This window comes from Citrobacter sp. BIDMC107 (assembly GCF_001037575.1).
GTDB lineage: Bacteria > Pseudomonadota > Gammaproteobacteria > Enterobacterales > Enterobacteriaceae > Citrobacter > Citrobacter freundii.
Window position 1 is genome coordinate 4,005,422 of record NZ_KQ089848.1, and the last position, 22,782, is coordinate 4,028,203.

23 protein-coding genes are annotated in these 22,782 nt (G+C 53.5%); 21 read left to right on the forward strand and 2 right to left on the reverse strand.

Annotation, left to right across the window (positions count from 1 at the left end):
- The first annotated feature begins 3 nt into the window (after positions 1–3).
- The 4 genes from mepA to SK39_RS18595 are packed head-to-tail and all read left to right on the forward strand — an operon-like array spanning position 4 to position 2,493.
- Positions 4–828 carry a penicillin-insensitive murein endopeptidase gene (gene mepA / locus SK39_RS18580; RefSeq protein WP_003028168.1) on the forward strand — a complete coding sequence of 275 codons (825 nt, stop codon included), beginning with the start codon at positions 4–6 and terminating at the stop codon, positions 826–828.
- Entirely contained in the window at positions 828–1,637 is an 810-nt protein-coding gene (locus SK39_RS18585) for a sulfite exporter TauE/SafE family protein (protein WP_003028167.1), read from the forward strand. Before mepA ends, SK39_RS18585 begins: the two co-directional genes overlap by 1 nt.
- Positions 1,637–2,185, forward strand: coding sequence for an elongation factor P hydroxylase (locus SK39_RS18590; protein ID WP_003834819.1), 549 nt, complete (start codon positions 1,637–1,639; stop codon positions 2,183–2,185). The genes SK39_RS18585 and SK39_RS18590 overlap by 1 nt, the downstream gene beginning before the upstream one ends.
- Before the next feature lie 32 nt (positions 2,186–2,217).
- Positions 2,218–2,493 (forward strand): YfcL family protein, encoded by a 276-nt coding sequence (locus SK39_RS18595; RefSeq protein WP_003028163.1) that lies wholly within the window; start codon positions 2,218–2,220, stop codon positions 2,491–2,493.
- 114 nt (positions 2,494–2,607) lie between these two features.
- Here the strand turns inward: SK39_RS18595 and mnmC are convergent, their stop codons facing one another.
- Positions 2,608–4,608: a bifunctional tRNA (5-methylaminomethyl-2-thiouridine)(34)-methyltransferase MnmC2/FAD-dependent 5-carboxymethylaminomethyl-2-thiouridine(34) oxidoreductase MnmC1 gene (gene mnmC / locus SK39_RS18600; RefSeq protein ID WP_048217301.1), complete on the reverse strand. Its 2,001-nt coding sequence runs from the start codon at positions 4,606–4,608 to the stop codon at positions 2,608–2,610.
- A 159-nt stretch (positions 4,609–4,767) separates the two neighbouring features.
- Here mnmC and fabB point away from each other — a divergent pair, with 159 nt between their 5' ends.
- Positions 4,768–5,982 carry a beta-ketoacyl-ACP synthase I gene (gene fabB, locus SK39_RS18605; protein ID WP_003834815.1) on the forward strand — a complete coding sequence of 405 codons (1,215 nt, stop codon included), beginning with the start codon at positions 4,768–4,770 and terminating at the stop codon, positions 5,980–5,982.
- Between the two features lie 213 nt (positions 5,983–6,195).
- The gene (locus SK39_RS18610; protein WP_003028149.1) at positions 6,196–7,374 is read left to right on the forward strand and encodes an MFS transporter; all 1,179 of its coding nucleotides are present in this window, start codon (positions 6,196–6,198) and stop codon (positions 7,372–7,374) included.
- On the opposite strand, the gene flk is transcribed toward SK39_RS18610, so the two are convergent.
- Positions 7,371–8,372, reverse strand: a complete 1,002-nt coding sequence (flk, locus tag SK39_RS18615; RefSeq protein WP_048217426.1) for a flagella biosynthesis regulator Flk — start codon at positions 8,370–8,372, stop codon at positions 7,371–7,373. The two genes, SK39_RS18610 and flk, sit on opposite strands and share 4 nt — an antisense overlap.
- 108 nt (positions 8,373–8,480) lie before the next feature.
- On the opposite strand from flk, the gene pdxB reads away from it, so the two are divergent.
- The 15 genes from pdxB to hisP all read left to right on the forward strand — a co-directional run bounded on the left by pdxB (position 8,481) and on the right by hisP (position 22,761).
- A complete protein-coding gene (pdxB, locus tag SK39_RS18620) occupies positions 8,481–9,617 on the forward strand; it encodes a 4-phosphoerythronate dehydrogenase PdxB (protein ID WP_048217302.1) in 1,137 nt (378 codons plus the stop codon).
- Positions 9,618–9,685: 68 nt separating this feature from the next.
- Positions 9,686–10,699, forward strand: a complete 1,014-nt coding sequence (locus SK39_RS18625) for an aspartate-semialdehyde dehydrogenase (protein ID WP_003028144.1) — start codon at positions 9,686–9,688, stop codon at positions 10,697–10,699.
- Positions 10,699–11,511: a tRNA pseudouridine(38-40) synthase TruA gene (truA, locus tag SK39_RS18630; RefSeq protein ID WP_003028142.1), complete on the forward strand. Its 813-nt coding sequence runs from the start codon at positions 10,699–10,701 to the stop codon at positions 11,509–11,511. The genes SK39_RS18625 and truA overlap by 1 nt, the downstream gene beginning before the upstream one ends.
- 24 nt (positions 11,512–11,535) lie before the next feature.
- A complete protein-coding gene (locus tag SK39_RS18635; protein ID WP_003028140.1) occupies positions 11,536–12,195 on the forward strand; it encodes a DedA family protein in 660 nt (219 codons plus the stop codon).
- A 149-nt stretch (positions 12,196–12,344) separates the two neighbouring features.
- Positions 12,345–13,259 carry an acetyl-CoA carboxylase, carboxyltransferase subunit beta gene (gene accD / locus SK39_RS18640; RefSeq protein WP_003839317.1) on the forward strand — a complete coding sequence of 305 codons (915 nt, stop codon included), beginning with the start codon at positions 12,345–12,347 and terminating at the stop codon, positions 13,257–13,259.
- A gap of 192 nt (positions 13,260–13,451) precedes the next feature.
- Positions 13,452–14,720, forward strand: coding sequence for a bifunctional tetrahydrofolate synthase/dihydrofolate synthase (folC, locus tag SK39_RS18645; RefSeq protein ID WP_048217303.1), 1,269 nt, complete (start codon positions 13,452–13,454; stop codon positions 14,718–14,720).
- On the forward strand, positions 14,710–15,372 hold the full coding sequence (gene dedD, locus SK39_RS18650) for a cell division protein DedD (protein ID WP_003839320.1): 663 nt from the start codon (positions 14,710–14,712) through the stop codon (positions 15,370–15,372). Before folC ends, dedD begins: the two co-directional genes overlap by 11 nt.
- A gap of 220 nt (positions 15,373–15,592) precedes the next feature.
- The gene (cvpA, locus tag SK39_RS18655) at positions 15,593–16,081 is read left to right on the forward strand and encodes a colicin V production protein (protein WP_003028129.1); all 489 of its coding nucleotides are present in this window, start codon (positions 15,593–15,595) and stop codon (positions 16,079–16,081) included.
- 33 nt (positions 16,082–16,114) lie between these two features.
- A complete protein-coding gene (gene purF / locus SK39_RS18660) occupies positions 16,115–17,632 on the forward strand; it encodes an amidophosphoribosyltransferase (protein WP_048217304.1) in 1,518 nt (505 codons plus the stop codon).
- A gap of 96 nt (positions 17,633–17,728) precedes the next feature.
- A complete protein-coding gene (locus SK39_RS18665; protein ID WP_003028125.1) occupies positions 17,729–18,298 on the forward strand; it encodes a UbiX family flavin prenyltransferase in 570 nt (189 codons plus the stop codon).
- A 287-nt stretch (positions 18,299–18,585) separates the two neighbouring features.
- A complete protein-coding gene (argT, locus tag SK39_RS18670; protein WP_003028123.1) occupies positions 18,586–19,368 on the forward strand; it encodes a lysine/arginine/ornithine ABC transporter substrate-binding protein ArgT in 783 nt (260 codons plus the stop codon).
- Positions 19,369–19,615: 247 nt separating this feature from the next.
- Positions 19,616–20,398, forward strand: a complete 783-nt coding sequence (gene hisJ, locus SK39_RS18675) for a histidine ABC transporter substrate-binding protein HisJ (protein WP_003028120.1) — start codon at positions 19,616–19,618, stop codon at positions 20,396–20,398.
- Between the two features lie 185 nt (positions 20,399–20,583).
- Positions 20,584–21,270: a histidine ABC transporter permease HisQ gene (locus SK39_RS18680; protein WP_003028118.1), complete on the forward strand. Its 687-nt coding sequence runs from the start codon at positions 20,584–20,586 to the stop codon at positions 21,268–21,270.
- Positions 21,267–21,974, forward strand: coding sequence for a histidine ABC transporter permease HisM (gene hisM / locus SK39_RS18685; protein ID WP_003028116.1), 708 nt, complete (start codon positions 21,267–21,269; stop codon positions 21,972–21,974). Before SK39_RS18680 ends, hisM begins: the two co-directional genes overlap by 4 nt.
- Before the next feature lie 13 nt (positions 21,975–21,987).
- The gene (hisP, locus tag SK39_RS18690; RefSeq protein ID WP_003028114.1) at positions 21,988–22,761 is read left to right on the forward strand and encodes a histidine ABC transporter ATP-binding protein HisP; all 774 of its coding nucleotides are present in this window, start codon (positions 21,988–21,990) and stop codon (positions 22,759–22,761) included.
- Positions 22,762–22,782 lie beyond the last annotated feature (21 nt).

Sequence of the window (22,782 nt, forward strand, 5' to 3'; positions counted from 1 at the left end):
GAGATGAAAAAAACGGCACTTGCGGCGCTGGCTCTGTTTGCCAGTACCGCCTGTCTGGCGGCGACGCCCTGGCAGAAAATTACCCATCCGGTTGCGGGCAGCGCGCAGTCTATCGGCGCGTTTTCCAATGGCTGTATTGTTGGCGCAGATACGCTGCCTGTACAGTCAGAACATTATCAGGTGATGCGCACCGATCAGCGTCGTTACTTTGGCCATCCGGATCTGGTGAGGTTTATCCAGCGTCTGAGTAATCAGGCTAATAGTCAGGGGCTGGGCACGGTGTTAATCGGCGATATGGGTATGCCGGCCGGTGGGCGATTCAATGGCGGTCACGCCAGCCACCAGACGGGACTGGATGTTGATATTTTCCTGCAACTGCCGAAAACGCGCTGGACCCAGTCGCAACTGCTGCGGCCGCAGGCGTTAGATCTGGTCTCACAGGACGGCAAACGAGTTGTGCCATCACTGTGGAAACCGGAGATTTTTAGCCTGGTAAGGCTGGCTGCAAAAGATAATGAAGTAACGCGTATTTTCGTGAATCCGGCGATTAAGCAACAACTTTGTCTGGATGCAGGGACCGACAGGGACTGGTTGCGTAAAGTGCGGCCATGGTTCCAGCATCGTGCGCATATGCACGTGCGTTTACGTTGCCCTGCCGACAGCCTTGAGTGCGAAGATCAACCGTTACCGCCACCGGGTGACGGCTGTGGCGCGGAGCTGCAAAGCTGGTTCGAACCTCCAAAACCTGGAACCACCAAGCCTGAGAAGAAGACACCGCCGCCGTTGCCGCCTTCCTGCCAGGCGCTACTGGACGAGCATGTACTCTAATGGATCATTTTGCCTCTCTGTTTATGGTGTCGCCACTGCTGCTAGGTGTGCTGTTTTTTGTGGCGATGCTGGCAGGTTTTATTGATTCTCTGGCCGGAGGCGGTGGTCTACTCACCATCCCGGCATTGATGGCGGCCGGGATGCCACCTGCGCAAGCGCTGGCGACCAATAAGTTGCAGGCCTGCGGGGGATCTATCTCTTCCTCCCTCTATTTTATTCGTCGTGGCGTGGTTAATCTGGCGGATCAGAAGCTCAATATCTTCATGACGTTTGTCGGATCAATGAGCGGGGCGCTATTGGTTCAGCACGTGCAGTCAGATGTTCTGCGCCAGATCCTGCCGGTTCTGGTTATATGTATTGGCCTTTACTTTCTGTTGATGCCGAAAGTGGGGGAAGAGGACCGACAGCGTCGATTGCACGGTTTACCTTTCGCGCTGGTGGCGGGAGGCTGCGTCGGTTTTTACGATGGCTTTTTTGGTCCGGCGGCAGGGTCGTTCTACGCGCTGGCCTTTGTCATGCTGTGCGGATACAACCTGGCGAAATCGACGGCCCACGCCAAAGTATTAAATGCCACATCGAATATCGGTGGGTTGTTGTTGTTTGCCCTCGGCGGCAAAGTGATTTGGGCGACAGGTTTTGTGATGCTCATTGGCCAGTTTATTGGCGCACGGATGGGCTCTCGACTGGTGCTCAGCAAAGGACAAAAACTCATTCGGCCAATGATCGTTATTGTCTCCGCCGTGATGAGCGCCAAGCTACTTTATGATAATCATGGACAGGAGATTCTCCACTGGCTGGGGATGAATTAATGAATAATACGCACCACTACGAACAGTTAATTGAGATTTTTAACGGCTGCTTTGCCGATGAATTTAATACCCGTCTGATTAAAGGCGACGACGAACCGATCTATCTTCCTGCGGATGCGGAATTACCGTATCACCGTATCGTTTTTGCGCATGGTTATTACGCCAGTGCGTTACACGAAATTTCACACTGGTGCATCGCCGGTAAAGCTCGTCGTGAGCTGGTCGATTTTGGTTACTGGTACTGCCCGGACGGACGCGACGCGAAGACACAATGCCAGTTTGAAGATGTGGAAGTGAAGCCGCAGGCGTTTGACTGGTTGTTTTGCATGGCGGCGGGGTACCCGTTTAACGTCAGTTGCGACAACCTCGAAGGGGACTTTGAACCAGACCGCGTGGTATTCCAGCGCCGTGTTCATGCTCAGGTAATGGAGTACCTGGAAAAGGGGATCCCTGAACGTCCGGCGCGTTTTATTAACGCGTTACAGAATTATTATCACACGCCTGAACTTACGGCGGAACAATTCCCGTGGCCCGAAGCGCTCAACTGAAGCTGCTGCCACGTTTACAATGAGGAAAGAAGATGATCGCGGAGTTTGAATCACGCATTCTGGCATTAATCGACGATATGGTAGAGCACGCCAGCGATGATGAGTTGTTTGCCAGTGGCTATTTGCGTGGACACCTGACGCTGGCTGTGGCTGAGTTGGATGCTGGCGAGGACCATTCCGCTGAGGCATTGTACGCCAATGTGACCAGCAGCCTGGAAAAAGCCATCAGCGCAGGCGAACTCTCGCCGCGTGACCAGGCGTTAGTGAAAGAGATGTGGGACACTTTATTTCAAAAGGCAACGCAATAATAATTGCAGTGGATTGTGCCGGATGGCGACGCGAAGGCGTCTTATCCGGCCTACGTGGACGGGGGGTGTTGGCCTGATAAGCGTAGCGCCATCAGGCAATGATGAGATGGTATCTTATTTCACCGCTTTACCCTTCAATAACTTCCTTACCCACAGACGATTAGGATTCAGCGCAGCCAGCGTGCTGGCATCCATAGGGATAGGTTCATCGCTCATTTGCGATGCCAGAATTTCTGCACACAGCGGGGCAGTACACAGCCCGCGCGAGCCCAGCGCACCCAACATAAATAAATCGGAATAAACCGGGGCGTTTACGGCGTGCTCTCTGTCTTCGGCAAGAGTGGCATACTGGCTGAGCGTGGCGTCATAATCCGCGACGTTGCCGACCATCGGCATGTGATCGCGCGTGGCGCAGCGCACTCCACAACGGGCGGCATTGCCACTAACGTCTACTTCTTTTGCCCACGCGGCATTCGGGAAACAATCTATTAAGCGCTGACGGTTTTGCTGCTGATCGTCAGCACGATACACCGTTTCTTCACTTCCGCGATGATAACTGGCGCCAATGCAGTGCTGCTGATTTTGCGGGTTGTGCGGCGTGAGGTAGCCGTCATAGCACAGCACCTGACGCAGCGCTGAAAGCGAAGGCGTAGTAGGAATGTGACTCACCTGACCGCCTACGGAGTACACCGGTAGCGACTGCGTCTGTTCAACGCTGTTAATGCGATGCCCGTTAGCCAGCACTACCGCAGCGTGAGTGGCGGTTGCTCCATTGGCAAACGCCAATTTCCAGTTTTCTGTCTGTCGAGACAGTGAGGCCAGCGTATGTTGATACCGGGTGCGTAATCCCAGCGTTGCGGCATAGTCGAATACGGCGGCGGTTAACTGTGCCGGACACAGCCATCCTCCGGCGGGGTACTGAATCCCGCCGCATCCGGTTTTTACGCCGGTCGTTTGTAAAACCTGCTCTGCGTCAACTCCGACGGCGAGCGCATCGGGCAATTCAAGGGACAACATTTGGTCGATTTTTTGCTGGCTTTTCTCATCCCACGCCAGTTGCGTCACGCCGCACCAGTCATGCGCGAACTCAACGGGGAGGGCGTCATACAGCCGGCGGGCGAAGGTAAACGCGGTGGGGAAAAAGAGATTAATGGCCGCGTCATGTTTGCTCAGTAGCGGATAAAGAGCGCCCTGGCGATTGCCGGATGCACCCCCGACTGGGTTATCGTCGGCGCAATAGAGCGTGACCTGCCAGCCGCGGCGCAGTAACGCCAACGACAGCAATGCGCTGGCAATCCCCCCGCCAATAATGGCGGCTTCGCGTTTATCTGTTCCGGTACGTGCAAACCAGGGTGCCGAGGAGGGGAGCGCCAGCGTCTTATCCATTACGCCACAAAGCATTTCTCGTTTGCGACCAAAGCCTTTGCATTTTTGCATCGTAAACCCGGCTTCCTGCAATCCCCGACGCACAAAGCCTGCTGAGGTGAAGGTCGCCAGCGTGCCGCCGGGGCGAGCCAGACGGGCCATTGCGTTAAACAGCGTTGGCGTCCACATATCCGGATTTTTTGCCGGCGCGAAACCGTCCAGAAACCAGGCATCCACTTTTTGATTCAGGGAGTCATCCAGCTTGCTGGTCAGTTCGTTAATATCGCCAAACCACAGATCCAGCGTGACGCGTCCTTCATCAAGGAGCAGGCGATGGCATCCCGCCAGCGGCAGCGGCCATTGCTCTTGCAGCGCCGTGGCCCACGGGGCAAGTTCTGGCCAGTGCTGATGGGCTAAGGTCAGATCTTCACGCGTCAGCGGAAATTTTTCAAAACTGATGAAATGTAATCTTTCCAGGGTAGCGTCAGGGTGGGTATCGAGGAATTCGGCAAACGCCTGCCAGAGTGTCAGGAAGTTAAGTCCGGTGCCAAACCCGCTTTCGGCCACCACGAAGAGGGGACGTGAATGCGCAGGGAATCGCTGGGCGAGATGATTCCCGCCGAGAAAGACGTAACGTGTCTCTTCCAGCCCGTTATCATTAGAAAAATAGACATCGTCAAAATCTCGGGAAACAGGTGTACCCTCAGCGTTGAATTCAAGGTTGGCAGGTTGTATAGCGTATTGTTTCACGTAAGTTACTCGTCTGGCAGGCTGTGCCCCGATCTTAGCGATGAGTGCCTGGCTGCGCAAATTTCCACATTAAATGGCTGATCGGACTTGTTCGGCGTACAAGTGTACGCTATTGTGCCACTCGAAACTTTAAAATAGTGCGACTTACAGAGGTATTGAATGAAACGTGCAGTGATTACTGGCTTGGGCATCGTTTCCAGCATCGGTAATAACCAGCAGGAAGTCCTGGCATCTCTGCGTGAAGGACGTTCAGGGATCACTTTCTCTCAGGAGCTGAAGGACTCCGGCATGCGTAGCCACGTATGGGGCAACGTAAAACTGGATACCACTGGCCTCATTGACCGCAAAGTAGTGCGCTTCATGAGCGACGCATCCATCTATGCATTCCTTTCTATGGAACAGGCAGTGGCTGATGCCGGCCTTGCAGCAGAAGATTACCAGAACAACCCGCGCGTTGGCCTGATTGCAGGTTCCGGCGGCGGCTCCCCGCGTTTTCAGGTGTTCGGTGCTGACGCAATGCGTAGCCCGCGTGGTCTGAAAGCGGTTGGCCCGTATGTGGTCACCAAAGCGATGGCGTCCGGCGTTTCTGCCTGCCTCGCAACGCCGTTCAAAATCCACGGCGTAAACTACTCTATCAGCTCTGCCTGTGCGACATCCGCGCACTGTATCGGTAACGCGGTAGAGCAAATTCAGCTGGGCAAACAGGACATCGTTTTCGCTGGCGGCGGCGAAGAGCTGTGCTGGGAAATGGCGTGTGAATTCGACGCCATGGGCGCGCTGTCTACCAAATATAACGACGATCCATCCAAAGCTTCCCGTACCTATGACGCACACCGTGACGGTTTCGTTATTGCTGGCGGCGGCGGTATGGTCGTGGTCGAAGAGCTGGAACACGCTCTGGCACGTGGCGCGCACATCTATGCGGAAATCGTCGGTTATGGCGCAACGTCCGATGGCGCAGACATGGTTGCTCCGTCTGGCGAAGGCGCAGTACGTTGCATGCAGATGGCGATGCACGGCGTAGACACGCCGATCGACTACCTGAACTCCCACGGTACCTCTACTCCGGTAGGCGACGTCAAAGAGCTGGGTGCGATTCGTGAAGTGTTTGGCGACAACAGCCCGGCAATCTCCGCAACCAAAGCGATGACCGGTCACTCACTGGGCGCGGCTGGCGTTCAGGAAGCTATCTACTCTCTGCTGATGCTGGAACACGGTTTTATCGCGCCAAGCATCAACATTGAAGAGCTGGACGAGCAGGCGGCAGGTCTGAACATCGTGACCAAACCGACCGAGCAGGCGCTGACGACTGTAATGTCCAACAGCTTCGGTTTTGGCGGCACCAACGCCACGCTGGTTATGCGTAAGCTGTAAGCGTAAGACTGAAAGATTATGCAAGAGGGGAGCCTGATGGCTCCCTTTTTTATATCGTTGACAACCGCTCTGGTTTACAGGCAGACTCCAGCTTCAACATTATCCTCTTGATAATGCGTAAGCGTTTAACGTTATCCAACGCACCTTAATCCTGATAGTCAGGTAGAGGGGGCGTGGGCATTCCTCGCCTTACTCTGCATTTTGGAGTAACGCATGACAGCTGTAACCCAACAAGAAAAAACACCTTCGGCGAACTTTTCGCTGTTTCGCATCGCTTTTGCGGTTTTCCTGACCTATATGACGGTCGGTTTACCTTTGCCCGTCATTCCTCTGTTTGTGCACCAGGAACTGGGCTATGGCAATACCATGGTCGGCATCGCCGTCGGCGTACAGTTTCTGGCGACGGTATTAACACGCGGCTACGCCGGGCGGTTAGCCGATCAATATGGTGCCAAACGCTCGGCGCTGCAGGGGATGTTTGCCTGTGGGCTGGCGGGTGCGGCGTGGCTGTTAGCCGCGCTATTGCCCGTTTCTGTTCCCGTAAAATTTGCGTTGCTAATCGTCGGTCGTTTGATCCTCGGTTTTGGCGAAAGCCAACTGCTCACCGGAACGCTGACCTGGGGGCTGGGGCTGGTCGGCCCAACACGCTCCGGTAAGGTGATGTCATGGAACGGAATGGCGATTTACGGCGCGCTGGCCGCCGGTGCACCGTTGGGCCTGTTGATCCACAGCCACTTTGGCTTCGCGGCGCTGGCGGGAACCACGATGGTATTACCGCTGCTGGCATGGGTATTCAACGGCACCGTGCGTAAAGTGCCTGCACATGCAGGAGAACGTCCTTCGTTATGGAGCGTGGTAGGGCTTATCTGGAAACCGGGCCTGGGCCTGGCGCTGCAGGGCGTTGGCTTTGCGGTGATCGGTACATTTATTTCACTCTATTTTGTCAGCAACGGCTGGACGATGGCGGGGTTCACCCTGACCGCGTTTGGCGGGGCGTTTGTGCTGATGCGCATTCTGTTTGGCTGGATGCCGGACCGGTTCGGCGGCGTGAAGGTTGCCGTTGTCTCTTTGCTGGTGGAAACCGCAGGACTGATTCTGCTGTGGCAGGCCCCAACAGCCTGGGTTGCACTGCTTGGAGCGGCATTAACCGGGGCCGGGTGTTCGCTTATCTTCCCGGCCTTGGGCGTCGAGGTGGTGAAGCGAGTACCCGCGCAGGTTCGCGGTACGGCGCTGGGCGGGTACGCCGCATTTCAGGATATCTCCTACGGCATAAGCGGGCCGGTCGCCGGGGTGCTGGCCACCGCGTACGGTTATCCCTCAGTGTTCCTTGCCGGGGCGATATCCGCCGTGGTGGGGATTATTGTAACGTTGCTTACGCTGCGTAAAGGTTAAGCGACCAGCCAGAAAATGGCTAACGCAATCATCAATGCAACAAACAACAGTCCCGGTCGTGCCGACAGAGATTTAACCGTTTCAATCATCGGCGCGAACGGGCTGTAAATGGGTTGCAGATGACGCGGATCGCTGAGCTCGCGTTCTCGTTCCACGCGACGCAGGAAAATTTGATTGAGCAAGTCCTGCACCTGCACCGTGGTCAGAATCGATTGTGGTTGGATCTGATACGTCTGCTGCGCGTACTCTTTTATTGCTGTCAGCTCATTCGGCTCTAATGGCAACTTCAGCGCAGCCTGGAGCGTTTGTAGCGTCGGGGCGCTTTGCAGGCTGAGCGTCTGGCGCGCCTGCAGCCAGGTGACCAGGTGCGTAAACTGTTTGGCAGGGATCAGCTCACCGCTTTTTACGCCAGACAACTCCAGCATCGACTGCCAGATCATCTTCCCGGATTCTCCCGTGGCCGCCGCCAGTTTGGTAACTAACTGGTTCAGCGTATTGTGCTCTGCGGGGAGCAACGGGCGATCGGTTGCCGGGCGCTGCTGCGGCTGTGGTATCGACAGCTGCCCTTGTTGCAGCAGCGTGAGCACGTTTTTCAACTGCTCAGGCGTGAGCTGGCTGAGCGCCGTTTGCCCATACCGCTGACGGATAAAATCACTCACCGCCTGGCGATTATTTCCCTGGCTCAGTAATTCAGTGAGCTGCGAAAGCACCTGACGATTAACATGATTTTGCTGAGCAACTCCCAGCCGTTGGTTAAGGTTTTGCTCAGCGGCTGGAAAGTGACGTGACTGCAGCGGAGTATCACTTTTGACGCCCAGATCGTGCTTCATTCCGGCCCACACCTCAGCACTTTGCTGCTGGGTGAGTGAAATCAAACGGGTAATTAGTCGTTCCAACACAGTACGTTGTTGTGTGGATAACGGTTGTTCACCCGCAGCGGAAGGGGCATTTTGGCCTTCGCCGGGAGGGCGTGCGGGCGTACCTGAAATGGGCTGCATCATCTCTGTTCCTTAAATCTGTGCTGACCAGGTCTCGCAGTATGCCTGGCGGCGAGATTATGGCACACTTGCCCGGTTAACTCTCGTTCTCAAACAGGTGCGAAAGACGTGAAAATCCTCGTTGATGAAAATATGCCCTATGCCCGCGAACTGTTCAGTCGTTTGGGGGAGGTCAAAGCGGTTCCCGGTCGTCCGATTCCCGTTGCTGAACTGGATGATGCGGATGCTTTAATGGTGCGCTCGGTGACGAAAGTAAATGAATCACTGCTTGGAGGAAAACCGGTTAAATTTGTCGGTACGGCAACCGCTGGTACAGACCATGTGGATGACGCCTGGCTTGCGCAGGCTGGGATCGGTTTTTCCGCCGCGCCCGGTTGTAACGCGATAGCGGTCGTAGAATATGTTTTTTCAGCGTTGCTGATGCTGGCGGAGCGTGACGGGTTTTCGTTACGCGATCGTACCGTAGGCATTGTGGGTGTGGGCAACGTGGGTGGGCGTTTGCAGGCGCGTCTGGAAGCGCTGGGGATCCGCACGCTGCTGTGCGATCCACCGCGAGCCGATCGCGGTGACGAGGGCGATTTCCGCTCGCTGGACGAACTGGTAGAGCAAGCCGATGTGCTGACTTTCCATACGCCACTGTTTAAAGACGGACCCTACAAAACGCTGCACATGGCGGATGATGCGCTGATTAGCCGACTGAAGCCGGGCACTATTCTGATCAACGCCTGCCGTGGGCCGGTCATCGACAATACAGCATTGCTGAACCGGTTGAATGCCGGTCAGTCGCTGAGCGTTGTGCTGGATGTCTGGGAAGGAGAGCCGGATCTCAATGTGGCGTTGCTGGAGAAAGCCGATATCGGCACGGCGCACATTGCCGGGTATACCCTCGAAGGAAAAGCGCGTGGCACCACGCAGGTCTTTGAGGCCTATAGTAAGTTTATTGGTCACGAGCAGCACGTTGCGCTCAGTACCCTGTTACCCGCGCCGGAATTTGGTCGTATCACCCTGCATGGCCCGTTAGATCAGCCAACGCTGAAAAGGCTGGTGCATTTAGTGTATGATGTGCGCCGCGATGATGCGCCGCTGCGTAAAGTCGCTGGAATTCCGGGTGAGTTTGATAAACTGCGTAAAAATTACCTTGAGCGTCGTGAGTGGTCGTCTTTATATGTGATGTGTGACGACGCAACGGCTGCTGCCTTATTGTGTAAGCTGGGTTTTAACGCTGTTCATCATCCGGCACATTAATGTCTTCTTAATGCTCCCTGTCGAATAATGCGACAGGGACGCTTACGTATTTCTTGGAGTAAATCACCATGTCTGAAGGCTGGAATATTGCCATTCTGGGCGCAACGGGCGCCGTAGGCGAAGCCCTGCTCGATACGCTGGCTGAACGCCAGTTCCCGGTCGGTGAAATTTATGCGCTGGCGCGTAATGAAAGCGCCGGTGAGCATCTGCGTTTTAACGGTAAATCGGTCATAGTGCAGGACGTTGCAGACTTTGACTGGACGCAGGCACAGTTGGCATTTTTTGTTGCGGGCACTGAAGCCACCGCCGCATGGGTAGAAGAAGCAACAAATGCGGGTTGCCTGGTGATTGACAGCAGCGGTCTGTTCGCGCTTGAACCAGACGTTCCGCTGGTGGTTCCGGACGTTAACCCGTTCGTGCTGGCGGATTACCGTAACCGCAATGTGATTGCGGTACCAAACAGCCTGACAAGCCAGTTGCTGTCAGCGCTGAAACCATTGATTGATGACGGCGGGCTGTCACGGATTACGGTGACCAATATTATTTCGGCTTCCGCTCACGGCAAAAAAGCCGTAGACGCACTGGCCGGACAAAGCGCGAAATTGCTTAACGGCATCCCGATTGACGAAGATGATTTCTTTGGTCGTCAGCTGGCGTTCAATATGCTGCCGCTGCTGCCCGATCGCGAAGGCAGCGTGCGTGAAGAGCGTCGTATTGTTGATGAAGTGCGCAAAATTATGCAGGATGACGGCCTGCTGATCTCCGCCAGCATCGTGCAGTCCCCGGTGTTTTATGGCCATGCGCAGATGGTGAATTTTGAAGCCCTGCGCCCGTTGGCGGCGGAAGAAGCACGTGATGCGTTTTCACGCGGCGAAGATGTGGTGTTGTCGGAAGAGACCGACTTCCCGACTCAGGTTGGCGACGCGTCAGGTACTCCGCACCTTTCTATTGGCTGCGTGCATAACGATTACGGTATGCCGGAGCAAGTTCAGTTCTGGTCTGTGGCAGACAACGTACGCTTTGGTGGCGCGTTAATGGCGGTGAAAATTGCGGAAAAACTGGTGCAGGAGTACCTGTACTAATGTCTGACCAGCAACAGCCGTCAACCCATAAAATTGCGCTGGGCATTGAGTATGACGGCAGCAAATATTATGGCTGGCAGCGCCAGAACGAAGTGCGTAGCGTTCAGGAAAAACTGGAAAAAGCGCTTTCTCAGGTGGCGAACGAACGCATTAATGTTTTTTGTGCAGGTCGCACGGATGCGGGCGTTCATGGCACTGGGCAGGTCGTGCATTTTGAAACCACTGCCCAGCGTAAAGATGCGGCCTGGACACTGGGGGTAAATGCGAATTTACCTGGTGACATCGCCGTGCGCTGGGTGAAAGCTGTACCTGATGATTTTCATGCCAGATTTAGCGCTACGGCTCGCCGTTATCGCTACATCATCTACAATCATCGGTTGCGCCCTGCGGTTTTGGGTAAAGGGGTAACCCATTATTATGAACCGCTGGACGCTGAGCGTATGCATCGTGCAGCCCAGTGTCTGATTGGCGAAAATGATTTTACCTCGTTCCGTGCGGTACAGTGCCAGTCGCGCACACCGTGGCGTAACGTGATGCACATTAACGTTGAACGTTTCGGTGCATATGTGGTGGTGGATATTAAAGCGAATGCCTTTGTACATCATATGGTCAGGAATATTGTCGGCAGCCTGATGGAAGTTGGCGCCAACAACCAGCCGGAGAGCTGGATAGCAGAACTGTTAGCGGCAAAGGACAGAACGCTGGCAGCGGCAACGGCGAAAGCGGAAGGACTGTATCTGGTTGCAGTAGATTACCCGGATCGGTTCGACCTGCCAAAACCGCCTATGGGCCCGCTATTTCTGGCGGACTAATTTGAGTCGTATAAAGGCATAACTATGGACCTGATTTACTTTCTTATTGATTTTATCCTGCACATTGATGTGCACCTGGCGGAGCTGGTCGCGGAATACGGTATCTGGGTATACGCGATTCTGTTTCTGATCCTGTTCTGCGAAACCGGGCTGGTGGTGACGCCGTTCCTGCCGGGAGACTCGCTGCTGTTTGTTGCTGGTGCGCTTTCTGCGCTGCCGACCAATGATCTCAATGTTCATCTGATGGTGGCGCTGATGATTGTGGCGGCGATTGTGGGCGATGCAGTGAACTACACTATTGGCCGATTGTTCGGGGAAAAACTTTTCAGTAACCCGAACTCCAAAATTTTCCGTCGCAGCTACCTGGATAAAACCCATGCGTTCTACGAGCGTCATGGCGGTAAGACGATTATCCTGGCGCGTTTCGTGCCTATCGTGCGCACATTTGCGCCGTTTGTTGCCGGTATGGGACATATGTCCTACCGTCACTTTGCGATGTATAACGTCGTAGGTGCATTGCTGTGGGTATTGTTGTTCACCTACGCAGGCTACCTGTTCGGCGATCTGCCGATTGTCCAGGAGAACCTGAAATTACTGATTGTGGCGATTATCGTCCTTTCCGTATTGCCGGGGGTGATTGAAGTAATTCGCCATAAACGTGCTGCGTCACGGGCTGCAAAATAGAAAGTAACTCAGCGGTTCGACCACTTTTTTATCCAAAGTTTCGGGCTGTTATGTTTTAATGTGCAACATTCATGGTCTGTTAGGGGCAAAAATGGCATTATGCGCCCCTTATAACAAAGCTGACTAGGGTTCAGGCAGAAAGGTCACCAATGAGCTGGATTGAACGAATTAAAAGCAACATTACTCCCACCCGCAAGGCAAGCATTCCTGAAGGGGTGTGGACCAAGTGTGATAGCTGCGGTCAGGTTTTATACCGTGCTGAGCTGGAACGTAATCTTGAGGTCTGTCCGAAGTGTGACCATCATATGCGCATGTCGGCGCGCAATCGCCTGCATAGCCTGTTAGATGAAGGTTCTCTTGTGGAACTGGGTAGCGAGCTTGAGCCGAAAGACGTGCTGAAGTTTCGTGACTCCAAAAAATACAAAGACAGACTGGCTTCTGCGCAGAAAGAAACCGGCGAGAAAGATGCGCTGGTGGTGATGAAAGGCACGCTGCATGGTATGCCGGTCGTCGCTGCGGCATTCGAGTTCGCGTTTATGGGCGGCTCCATGGGCTCTGTGGTCGGTGCGCGTTTTGTCCGTGCCGTTGAGCAGGCACTGGAAGACAACTGTCCGCTGATCTGCTTCTCCGCTTCTGGCGGGGCGCGTATGCAGGAAGCGCTGATGTCTCTGATGCAGATGGCAAAAACCTCTGCTGCGCTGGCGAAAATGCAGGAACGCGGTTTACCGTATATTTCTGTACTGACCGACCCAACAATGGGTGGTGTTTCCGCAAGCTTCGCGATGCTGGGCGATCTCAACATTGCAGAACCGAAAGCACTGATCGGCTTCGCGGGTCCGCGTGTTATCGAGCAAACCGTACGTGAGAAACTGCCGCCGGGATTCCAGCGCAGCGAGTTCCTGATTGAAAAAGGCGCTATCGATATGATCGTCCGCCGTCCGGAAATGCGCCTGAAACTGGCAAGCATCCTGGCGAAGCTGATGAATCTTCCTGCGCCGAATCCGGATGAGCCGCGTGAAGGCGAGGTGGTATCTCCGGTACCCGATCAGGAATCAGAAGCCTGATAACTTACTCTATGGATTTCGAGTTGCAGGAAGACGGCAAGAGAGTGAATCCCGATGAGCTTGCACGGGCAAGTGATTCGGGTGAGCGAGAGCAGCCAACACACCTGCAGCTTGAAAGACGACGAGTAAAAAAGGGCAGGGCCAACTGGCGCTGCCTTTTGCTTTAATCTACGTAATAAAATTACAGGCATCATGGACAATAAACGTATTCCTCAAGCCGCGTCGCCCCTGGCGTCGTGGCTTTCTTATCTGGAAAACCTGCACAGTAAAACCATCGATCTTGGCCTTGAGCGCGTAAGCCAGGTAGCGTGCAAACTGGGTGTATTGAAACCCGCGCCATTTGTGTTTACGGTGGCAGGAACCAACGGAAAAGGCACGACCTGTCGTACGCTGGAATCTGTGCTGACTGCGGCAGGATATAAAGTTGGGGTATATAGTTCGCCTCATCTGGTGCGCTACACGGAACGCGTACGCGTGCAGGGGGGGGAACTGCCGGAATCAGCCCATACCGCCTCGTTTGCTGAGATTGAAGACGCTCGTGGTGATATTTCCCTGACTTATTTTGAATACGGTACGTTATCGGCACTCTGGCTGTTTAAACAGGCCCAACTGGATGTCGTTATTCTGGAAGTGGGATTAGGCGGCCGCCTTGACGCCACCAATATCGTCGATGCCGATGTCGCTGTAGTCACCAGTATTGCGCTTGACCATACTGACTGGCTGGGCCCGGATCGCGAAAGTATTGGTCGTGAGAAGGCGGGCATTTTCCGTGCAGAGAAACCGGCTATCGTCGGCGAGCCTGAAATGCCTTACACCATCGCGGATGTCGCGCAAGAGTGCGGGGCGATTTTGCAACGCTGCGGCGTAGACTGGCGCTATGCGGTTACTGAGAACGACTGGTCGTTTACGGATGCTCATGGAACGTTGGCGCATTTGCCGTTGCCTCAGGTGCCACAACCTAATGCTGCTACCGCGCTGGCCGCGCTGCGCGCAAGCGGGCTGAACGTTAGCGAGCAGGCGATTCGTGACGGCATCGAACGCGCGATTTTACCGGGGCGCTTCCAGATTGTGAGCGAGTCGCCGCGAGTGATTTTCGATGTTGCCCATAACCCGCATGCGGCAGAGTATCTGACCGGACGTCTGAAAAAGTTAGTGAAAAGCGGGCGTGTACTTGCGGTTATCGGTATGCTACATGATAAAGATATTGCCGGTACGTTAGCCTGGTTAAAAAGCGTGGTTGACGTCTGGTACTGTGCGCCTCTGGAAGGGCCGCGTGGCGCAACGGCAGAACAACTGCTGGAGCACCTGGGCAAAGGCAACGCTTATGACAGCGTGGCGCAGGCATGGTCTGCAGCACTTGCTGAGGCGAAGCCAGAAGATACCGTGTTGGTGTGTGGATCCTTTCACACTGTCGCACATGTCATGGAAGTAATAGACGTGGGGAGAAGCGGTGGCGAGTAAGTTTCAGAATCGATTAGTCGGCACAATTGTGCTAGTCGCGCTCGGGGTAATTGTGCTTCCCGGGCTGCTTGACGGGCAGAAAAAGCATTATCAGGATGAATTTGCAGCGATCCCACTGGTGCCTAAACCCGGTGATCGCGATGAACCAGACATGATGCCTGCAGCAACGCAGGCGCTGCCGACTCAGCCGCCGGAAGGGGCGGCAGAAGAGGTGCGTGCGGGTGATGCTGCCGCGCCATCGTTGGATCCATCACGTTTGACGACGACAAACAGCGCGGAATTAGATCCTGTCCCTGCGCCTGTGGAACCACCGAAACCTAAACCGAAACCGCAGCCTGTTGCCGTCGCTCCGACGCCGGCACCGACTCCAGCGCCGAAACCGGCCGCTGAAGAAGCGCCAGCCCCAACCGGCAAAGCGTACGTTGTACAGCTCGGTGCACTGAAAAATGCGGATAAGGTCAATGAGATCGTGGGTAAACTTCGTGGCGCGGGCTTCCGGGTATATACTTCCCCGTCAACGCCGGTGCAGGGTAAAATAACCCGCATTCTCGTCGGGCCGGACGCCTCCAAAGATAAGCTAAAGAACTCGCTGGGCGAGCTGCAAAAGATCTCTGGTCTGAGTGGCGTCGTGATGGGGTACACCCCTAATTAAGGGATTGCGCTGTTTACGGCGCAGCCCTGATTCAGGCCGGATACGGTGTTTTTACCGCTATCCGGTAGTGCCCGAAGAGGCATAAAACGGTATGGCGTTGAAGATTTTTTCAGCGCCATTTTTATTTACGCGTGGAAAGGAAATCCCTACGCAAACGTTTTCTTTTTCTGTTAGAATGCGCCCCGAACAGGACGACAGGGCGTAAAATCGTGGGACACATATGGTCTGGATTGATTACGCCATTATCGCGGTGATTGGTTTTTCCTGTCTGGTTAGCCTGATCCGTGGCTTTGTTCGTGAAGCATTATCGTTGGTGACTTGGGGTTGTGCTTTCTTTGTCGCCAGCCATTACTACACTTACCTGTCTGTCTGGTTTACGGGCTTTGAAGACGAACTGGTTCGAAATGGGATTGCTATCGCGATACTGTTCATCGCGACACTTATCGTCGGCGCTATCGTTAACTTTGTGATAGGCCAACTGGTAGAGAAAACAGGACTGTCGGGTACCGACAGGGTGTTGGGGATCTGCTTCGGTGCTTTGCGTGGAGCGTTGATCGTTGCCGCCATACTGTTCTTTCTCGATACCTTTACCGGTCTGTCGAAAAGTGAAGACTGGGGTAAGTCGCAGCTGATTCCGCAGTTCAGTTTCATCATCAGATGGTTCTTTGACTATCTGCAAAGCTCGTCAAGTTTCTTGCCCAAAGTATAAACTTTGGGTCGTTGCTGAACGAGGAAAAGACGTATGTGCGGTATTGTCGGTATCGCCGGTGTTATGCCGGTAAACCAGTCGATTTATGACGCGTTAACGGTGCTCCAGCATCGTGGTCAGGATGCTGCGGGCATCATCACCATTGATGCCAACAACTGCTTCCGCTTGCGTAAAGCAAACGGAATGGTGAGCGATATTTTTGAAGCGCGCCATATGCAGCGTTTGCAGGGCAATATGGGCATCGGTCATGTGCGTTACCCAACGGCTGGCAGCTCCAGCGCCTCCGAAGCTCAACCTTTTTACGTCAACTCACCGTATGGCATCACTCTTGCTCATAATGGCAACCTGACCAACGCGCATGAGTTGCGTAAAAAGCTGTTTGAAGAAAAGCGCCGCCACATCAATACCACTTCAGATTCTGAAATTCTGCTGAATATTTTCGCCAGCGAGCTGGATAACTTCCGCCATTACCCGCTGGAGGCCGACAATATTTTTGCTGCCATTGCGGCAACCAACCGCCAGATTCGCGGCGCCTATGCCTGCGTGGCGATGATTATCGGTCACGGTATGGTTGCCTTCCGCGACCCTAACGGTATCCGTCCTCTGGTAATGGGCAAACGCGATATTGGCGATGGCCGTACCGAGTACATGGTGGCGTCTGAGAGCGTAGCGCTGGACACGTTGGGCTTTGAATTCCTGCGCGACGTAGCCCCTGGCGAAGCGGTGTATATCACCGAAAAAGGCCAGCTGTTTACCCGTCAGTGTGCTGATAACCCGTTGAGCAATCCGTGTCTGTTTGAATACGTTTACTTCGCTCGTCCTGACTCCTTTATCGACAAGATTTCCGTCTACAGCGCCCGTGTGAATATGGGGACTAAGCTTGGCGAAAAAATTGCCCGTGAGTGGGAAGATCTGGACATCGACGTAGTCATCCCAATCCCGGAAACCTCCTGCGATATCGCGCTGGAAATTGCCCGTATTCTCGGTAAGCCGTACCGTCAGGGGTTTGTGAAAAACCGCTATGTGGGACGCACCTTTATCATGCCGGGCCAGCAGCTGCGCCGTAAATCAGTACGCCGTAAGCTGAACGCTAACCGTGCGGAATTCCGTGATAAAAACGTGCTGCTGGTGGATGATTCCATCGTGCGCGGCACCACTTCAGAACAAATTATCGAGATGGCGCGTGAAGCCGGAGCGAAGAAGGTGTATCTGGCCTCTGCCGCCCCGGAAATTCGCTTCCCGAACGTTTATGGCATCGATATGCCTACGGCGACGGAGCTGATTGCGCATGGTCGTGAAGTGGACGAGATTCGCCAGATAATCGGCGCAGATGGTCTAATCTTCCAGGACCTGAACGATCTGATTGAAGCTGTCCGTGCTGAGAATCCGGATATTCAGCAGTTTGAATGTTCAGTGTTTAACGGTGTGTACGTCACCAAAGACGTCGACCAGCAATATCTCGATTTCCTCGACTCCCTGCGTAATGATGATGCTAAAGCGGTATTGCGTCAGAACGAAGCGGAAAACCTTGAAATGCACAACGAAGGTTAATGTTTGCTCGCAAGCAAGGGCGCAACCTGCACCCTTGCTTGCAACTCACCGTAATTTCCTGCAAAGTCGGCCCTGAGCAAGTAAGGGCTATTACACATGAAACGACTCATCATTGGTATTTCTGGCGCAAGCGGGGCAATTTACGGCGTGCGCCTGCTGCAGGTTTTGCGTGACGTTACCGATGTGGAAACCCATCTGGTGATGAGTGCCGCTGCCCGGCAGACGCTGGCACTGGAAACGGACCTCTCTGTGCGCGACGTGCAGGCGCTGGCAAATGTGAATCATGATACGCGCGATATCGCCGCCAGTATCTCCTCCGGCTCTTTTCAGACCGCCGGCATGGTTATCCTGCCGTGTTCAATCAAAACCCTTTCCGGCATTGTCCACAGTTACACCGATGGGTTGCTTACCCGTGCGGCAGATGTGGTGTTGAAAGAACGTCGTCCGCTGGTGCTGTGTGTACGCGAAACGCCGCTGCATCTGGGGCATCTGCGCCTCATGACCCAGGCGGCAGAAATTGGCGCAGTGATTATGCCACCAGTCCCGGCGTTCTATCATCGTCCACAAACGCTCGATGATGTGATTAATCAAACGGTTAATCGCGTGCTTGACCAGTTTGATATTACCCTTCCGCAGGACCTGTTCACCCGCTGGCAAGGGGCGTAAGCCGTTCCATCAGCGTGCAAAGAAACATCCGTTGCCCTGTTTCAGGGCAATTTTGTAACCGCGATCATATCCTCAACATTTAATTCGTTAAAACTCAACGAAACGCTGCGGTTCGACCGTCAGACCTGCTATCTTCAAAATCAGGACATTATTGCAACGTTTTATTAACATATTTAACGTCGAATATCCTCATCGATGCGAAAATGGCATAAGACCTGCATGAAAAAGTCTGCAAACACACAACACAACGTAAAACATAATAAAATTACGCCACTTGAGGGTTATGTATGAAGAAGACGGTTCTTGCTTTGTCTTTGCTGGTAGGACTCTCCGCCACCGCGGCCAGCTACGCAGCACTTCCGCAGACGGTTCGTATTGGTACAGATACAACGTATGCACCTTTTTCCTCTAAAGATGCCAAAGGCGACTTTGTCGGCTTTGATATCGATCTGGGAAATGAGATGTGTAAGCGCATGCAGATCAAATGTACCTGGGTTGCCAGCGACTTTGATGCGCTGATCCCGTCGCTGAAAGCGAAAAAAATTGATGCCATTATCTCCTCGCTTTCTATCACCGAGAAGCGTCAGCAAGAGATTGCATTCTCAGACAAACTTTACGCAGCAGACTCACGGCTGATCGCCGCGAAAGGTTCCCCAATTAAACCGACTCTGGACTCCCTCAAGGGTAAACACGTTGGCGTGCTGCAAGGCTCTACTCAGGAAGCCTATGCCAATGACAACTGGCGTAGCAAAGGCGTGGATGTGGTGGCCTATGCGAACCAGGATCTTATCTATTCTGACCTGACGGCGGGTCGTCTCGACGCAGCGCTGCAGGATGAAGTCGCGGCCAGCGAAGGCTTCCTGAAGCAACCTGCCGGTAAGGACTACGACTTTGCAGGTCCTTCGGTGAAAGATAAAAAATACTTTGGCGACGGAACCGGGATTGGTTTGCGCAAAGATGACACCGAGCTGAAAGCCGCTTTTGATAAAGCGCTGGGTGAACTGCGCAAAGACGGCACCTACGACAAAATGGCGAGCAAATATTTTAATTTTAATGTCTACGGCGATTAATACAGCGGCGTGGGGAATTGACTGCACCATTGCGGGTAACCATTACGGTGCATAATACATTCAGTGCACTGTTTTGGTGCTTTTATCGCTGACTTAATAAGCATGAGTGCATACTTAAGCGCTTTTCATGCAAATAAATACCGCCGGCAGGGTAGAATACTTTGCCTTGTCGGCCTGATTAATGGCACGATAACTGCACCTGGTCCTGTAAAGATCCCCTATAAAAGACAGTCTGTTGAGGATAGTTATGAAAAAACTGGTGTTGTCTCTTTCTCTGGTTCTGGCTTTCTCCAGTGCTACCGCAGCATTTGCAGCCATTCCGCAAAAAATTCGTATCGGTACCGATCCTACTTATGCGCCGTTCGAATCTAAAAATGCACAGGGTGAATTAGTCGGTTTTGATATCGATCTGGCTAAAGAGCTGTGCAAACGTATTAATACGCAATGTACTTTCGTGGAAAACCCGCTGGACGCGCTGATCCCTTCGTTAAAAGCGAAGAAAATCGATGCCATCATGTCCTCGCTTTCCATTACTGAAAAACGTCAGCAGGAAATCGCTTTTACTGACAAGCTTTATGCAGCCGACTCGCGTCTGGTTGTCGCTAAAGATTCAGCTATTCAGCCGACCATTGAGTCGCTGAAAGGTAAACGTGTTGGTGTGCTGCAGGGCACCACCCAGGAAACGTTCGGCAACGAACACTGGGCGCCAAAAGGTATTGAGATTGTCTCTTATCAGGGGCAGGACAATATCTATTCTGACTTGACTGCCGGGCGTATTGACGCCGCGTTCCAGGATGAAGTCGCGGCCAGCGAAGGCTTCCTGAAACAGCCAGTCGGTAAAGATTACAAATTCGGCGGTCCGTCTGTGAAAGACGAGAAATTGTTCGGCGTGGGTACCGGGATGGGGCTGCGCAAAGACGATAACGAGCTGCGCGAAGCGCTGAACAAAGCCTTTGCCGAAATGCGAGCTGATGGGACTTACGAGAAGCTGGCGAAAAAGTACTTCGATTTTGATGTTTACGGCGGTTAATTACCGCAGGTGCTGATAAAGCCCGTAGATTTTTGATCGACTTATTGCCTGATGGCGGCTGCGCCTTATCAGGCCTACGACGAAAGCTTGTAGGCCTGATAAGCGAAGCGCCATCAGGCATAAAGTGACGAGACAAAATATCAAAAGAGGCTTACTACTCCACCACACACGACAGGACAGGCAGCATGTTGTATGGCTTTTCAGGTGTTATTTTACAGGGCGCAATTGTTACGCTGGAGCTGGCACTCAGCTCGGTGGTACTGGCGGTTCTGATAGGTCTTGTCGGCGCAGCAGCAAAGCTGTCGCAAAGCCGGGCAATGGGGCTTATTTTCGAAGGGTACACAACGCTAATCCGCGGTGTGCCCGATCTGGTCTTAATGCTGCTCATCTTCTACGGATTACAAATCGCGCTGAATACCATTACCGATGCCATCGGTATCGGCCAGATTGATATCGATCCGATGGTTGCGGGCATTATCACCCTTGGATTTATCTACGGCGCCTACTTTACCGAAACTTTTCGCGGTGCGTTTATGGCTGTACCAAAAGGCCATATTGAAGCCGCGACGGCGTTTGGCTTTACCAGCTCACAAATATTTCGTCGCATTATGTTCCCGGCGATGATGCGTTATGCCTTACCGGGAATCGGTAATAACTGGCAGGTTATTCTTAAGGCCACGGCACTGGTGTCGCTGCTCGGCCTGGAAGACGTGGTGAAAGCGACCCAGCTTGCCGGGAAGAGTACTTGGGAGCCGTTCTATTTTGCCGTGGTGTGCGGGGTCATCTATCTGGTGTTTACCACTGTTTCTAATGGTGTGCTGCTGTACCTTGAGCGCCGCTATTCCGTGGGTGTGAAGAGGGCTGACCTGTGATCGAGATTATTCAGGAATACTGGAAGTCCCTGCTGTGGACCGACGGATATCGCTACACTGGCGTCGCTATCACCCTGTGGCTTTTGATTTCGTCAGTAGTGATGGGCGGAATACTTGCGCTCTTTTTGGCTATTGGCCGCGTTTCCAGTAATAAATTTATCCAGTTCCCTATCTGGCTGTTCACCTATATTTTTCGTGGCACGCCGCTGTACGTTCAGCTGCTGGTGTTTTATTCCGGAATGTATACGCTGGAGATAGTCAAAGGCACGGACTTCCTCAACGCGTTTTTCCGCAGCGGGTTGAATTGCACCGTGCTGGCACTGACGCTGAATACCTGCGCCTATACCACTGAGATTTTCGCCGGGGCTATCCGTTCCGTGCCTCACGGTGAGATTGAGGCTGCTCGCGCATACGGTTTCTCGTCATTCAAACTGTATCGATGCATTATTTTACCTTCCGCGCTGCGTATTGCGCTGCCGGCTTACAGCAATGAAGTCATTTTAATGCTGCACTCCACGGCGCTGGCGTTTACCGCAACGGTACCTGACCTGTTGAAAATCGCCCGCGATATCAACTCGGCAACGTATCAGCCGTTTACCGCCTTCGGTATTGCCGCTGTACTGTATTTGATTATTTCGTATGTCCTGATCAGTCTGTTCCGTAAAGCGGAAAAACGCTGGTTGCAGCATGTATCCTCTAAATGATTCGAGTAACACGATGTCTGAAAATAAATTAAACGTTATCGATTTACATAAGCACTACGGCGAACATGAAGTGCTGAAAGGGGTGTCGCTGCAGGCCAACGCGGGTGATGTTATCAGTATTATTGGCTCATCAGGTTCCGGTAAAAGTACCTTCCTGCGCTGCATTAACTTTCTTGAGAAACCAAGCGCTGGGTCGATTGTAGTCAGTGGTCAGAATATTGGTCTGGTGCGCGACAAAGACGGTCAGCTCAAGGTTGCGGATAAAAACCAGCTGCGCCTGCTGCGCACGCGTCTGACGATGGTCTTTCAGCACTTTAATCTGTGGAGCCACATGACGGTGCTGGAAAACGTCATGGAAGCGCCGATCCAGGTGTTGGGGCTGAGCAAACAGGAAGCCCGCGACCGTGCGGTGAAGTATCTGGCTAAAGTGGGCATTGATGAGCGCGCGCAGGGCAAATATCCGGTGCATCTGTCCGGTGGTCAGCAGCAGCGTGTTTCCATTGCCCGTGCGCTGGCGATGGAGCCGGAAGTGTTGCTGTTTGATGAACCCACGTCGGCACTAGATCCTGAGCTGGTGGGTGAAGTGCTGCGCATTATGCAACAGCTGGCCGAAGAGGGGAAAACCATGGTGGTGGTGACTCACGAAATGGGGTTTGCCCGTCATGTTTCCACGCACGTGATTTTCCTGCATCAGGGGAAAATTGAGGAAGAGGGCGACCCGGAGCAGGTATTCGGTAATCCGCAAAGTCCACGTTTGCAGCAGTTCCTCAAAGGTTCGTTGAAGTAAATCACCTGCCCGGAGGCGTTA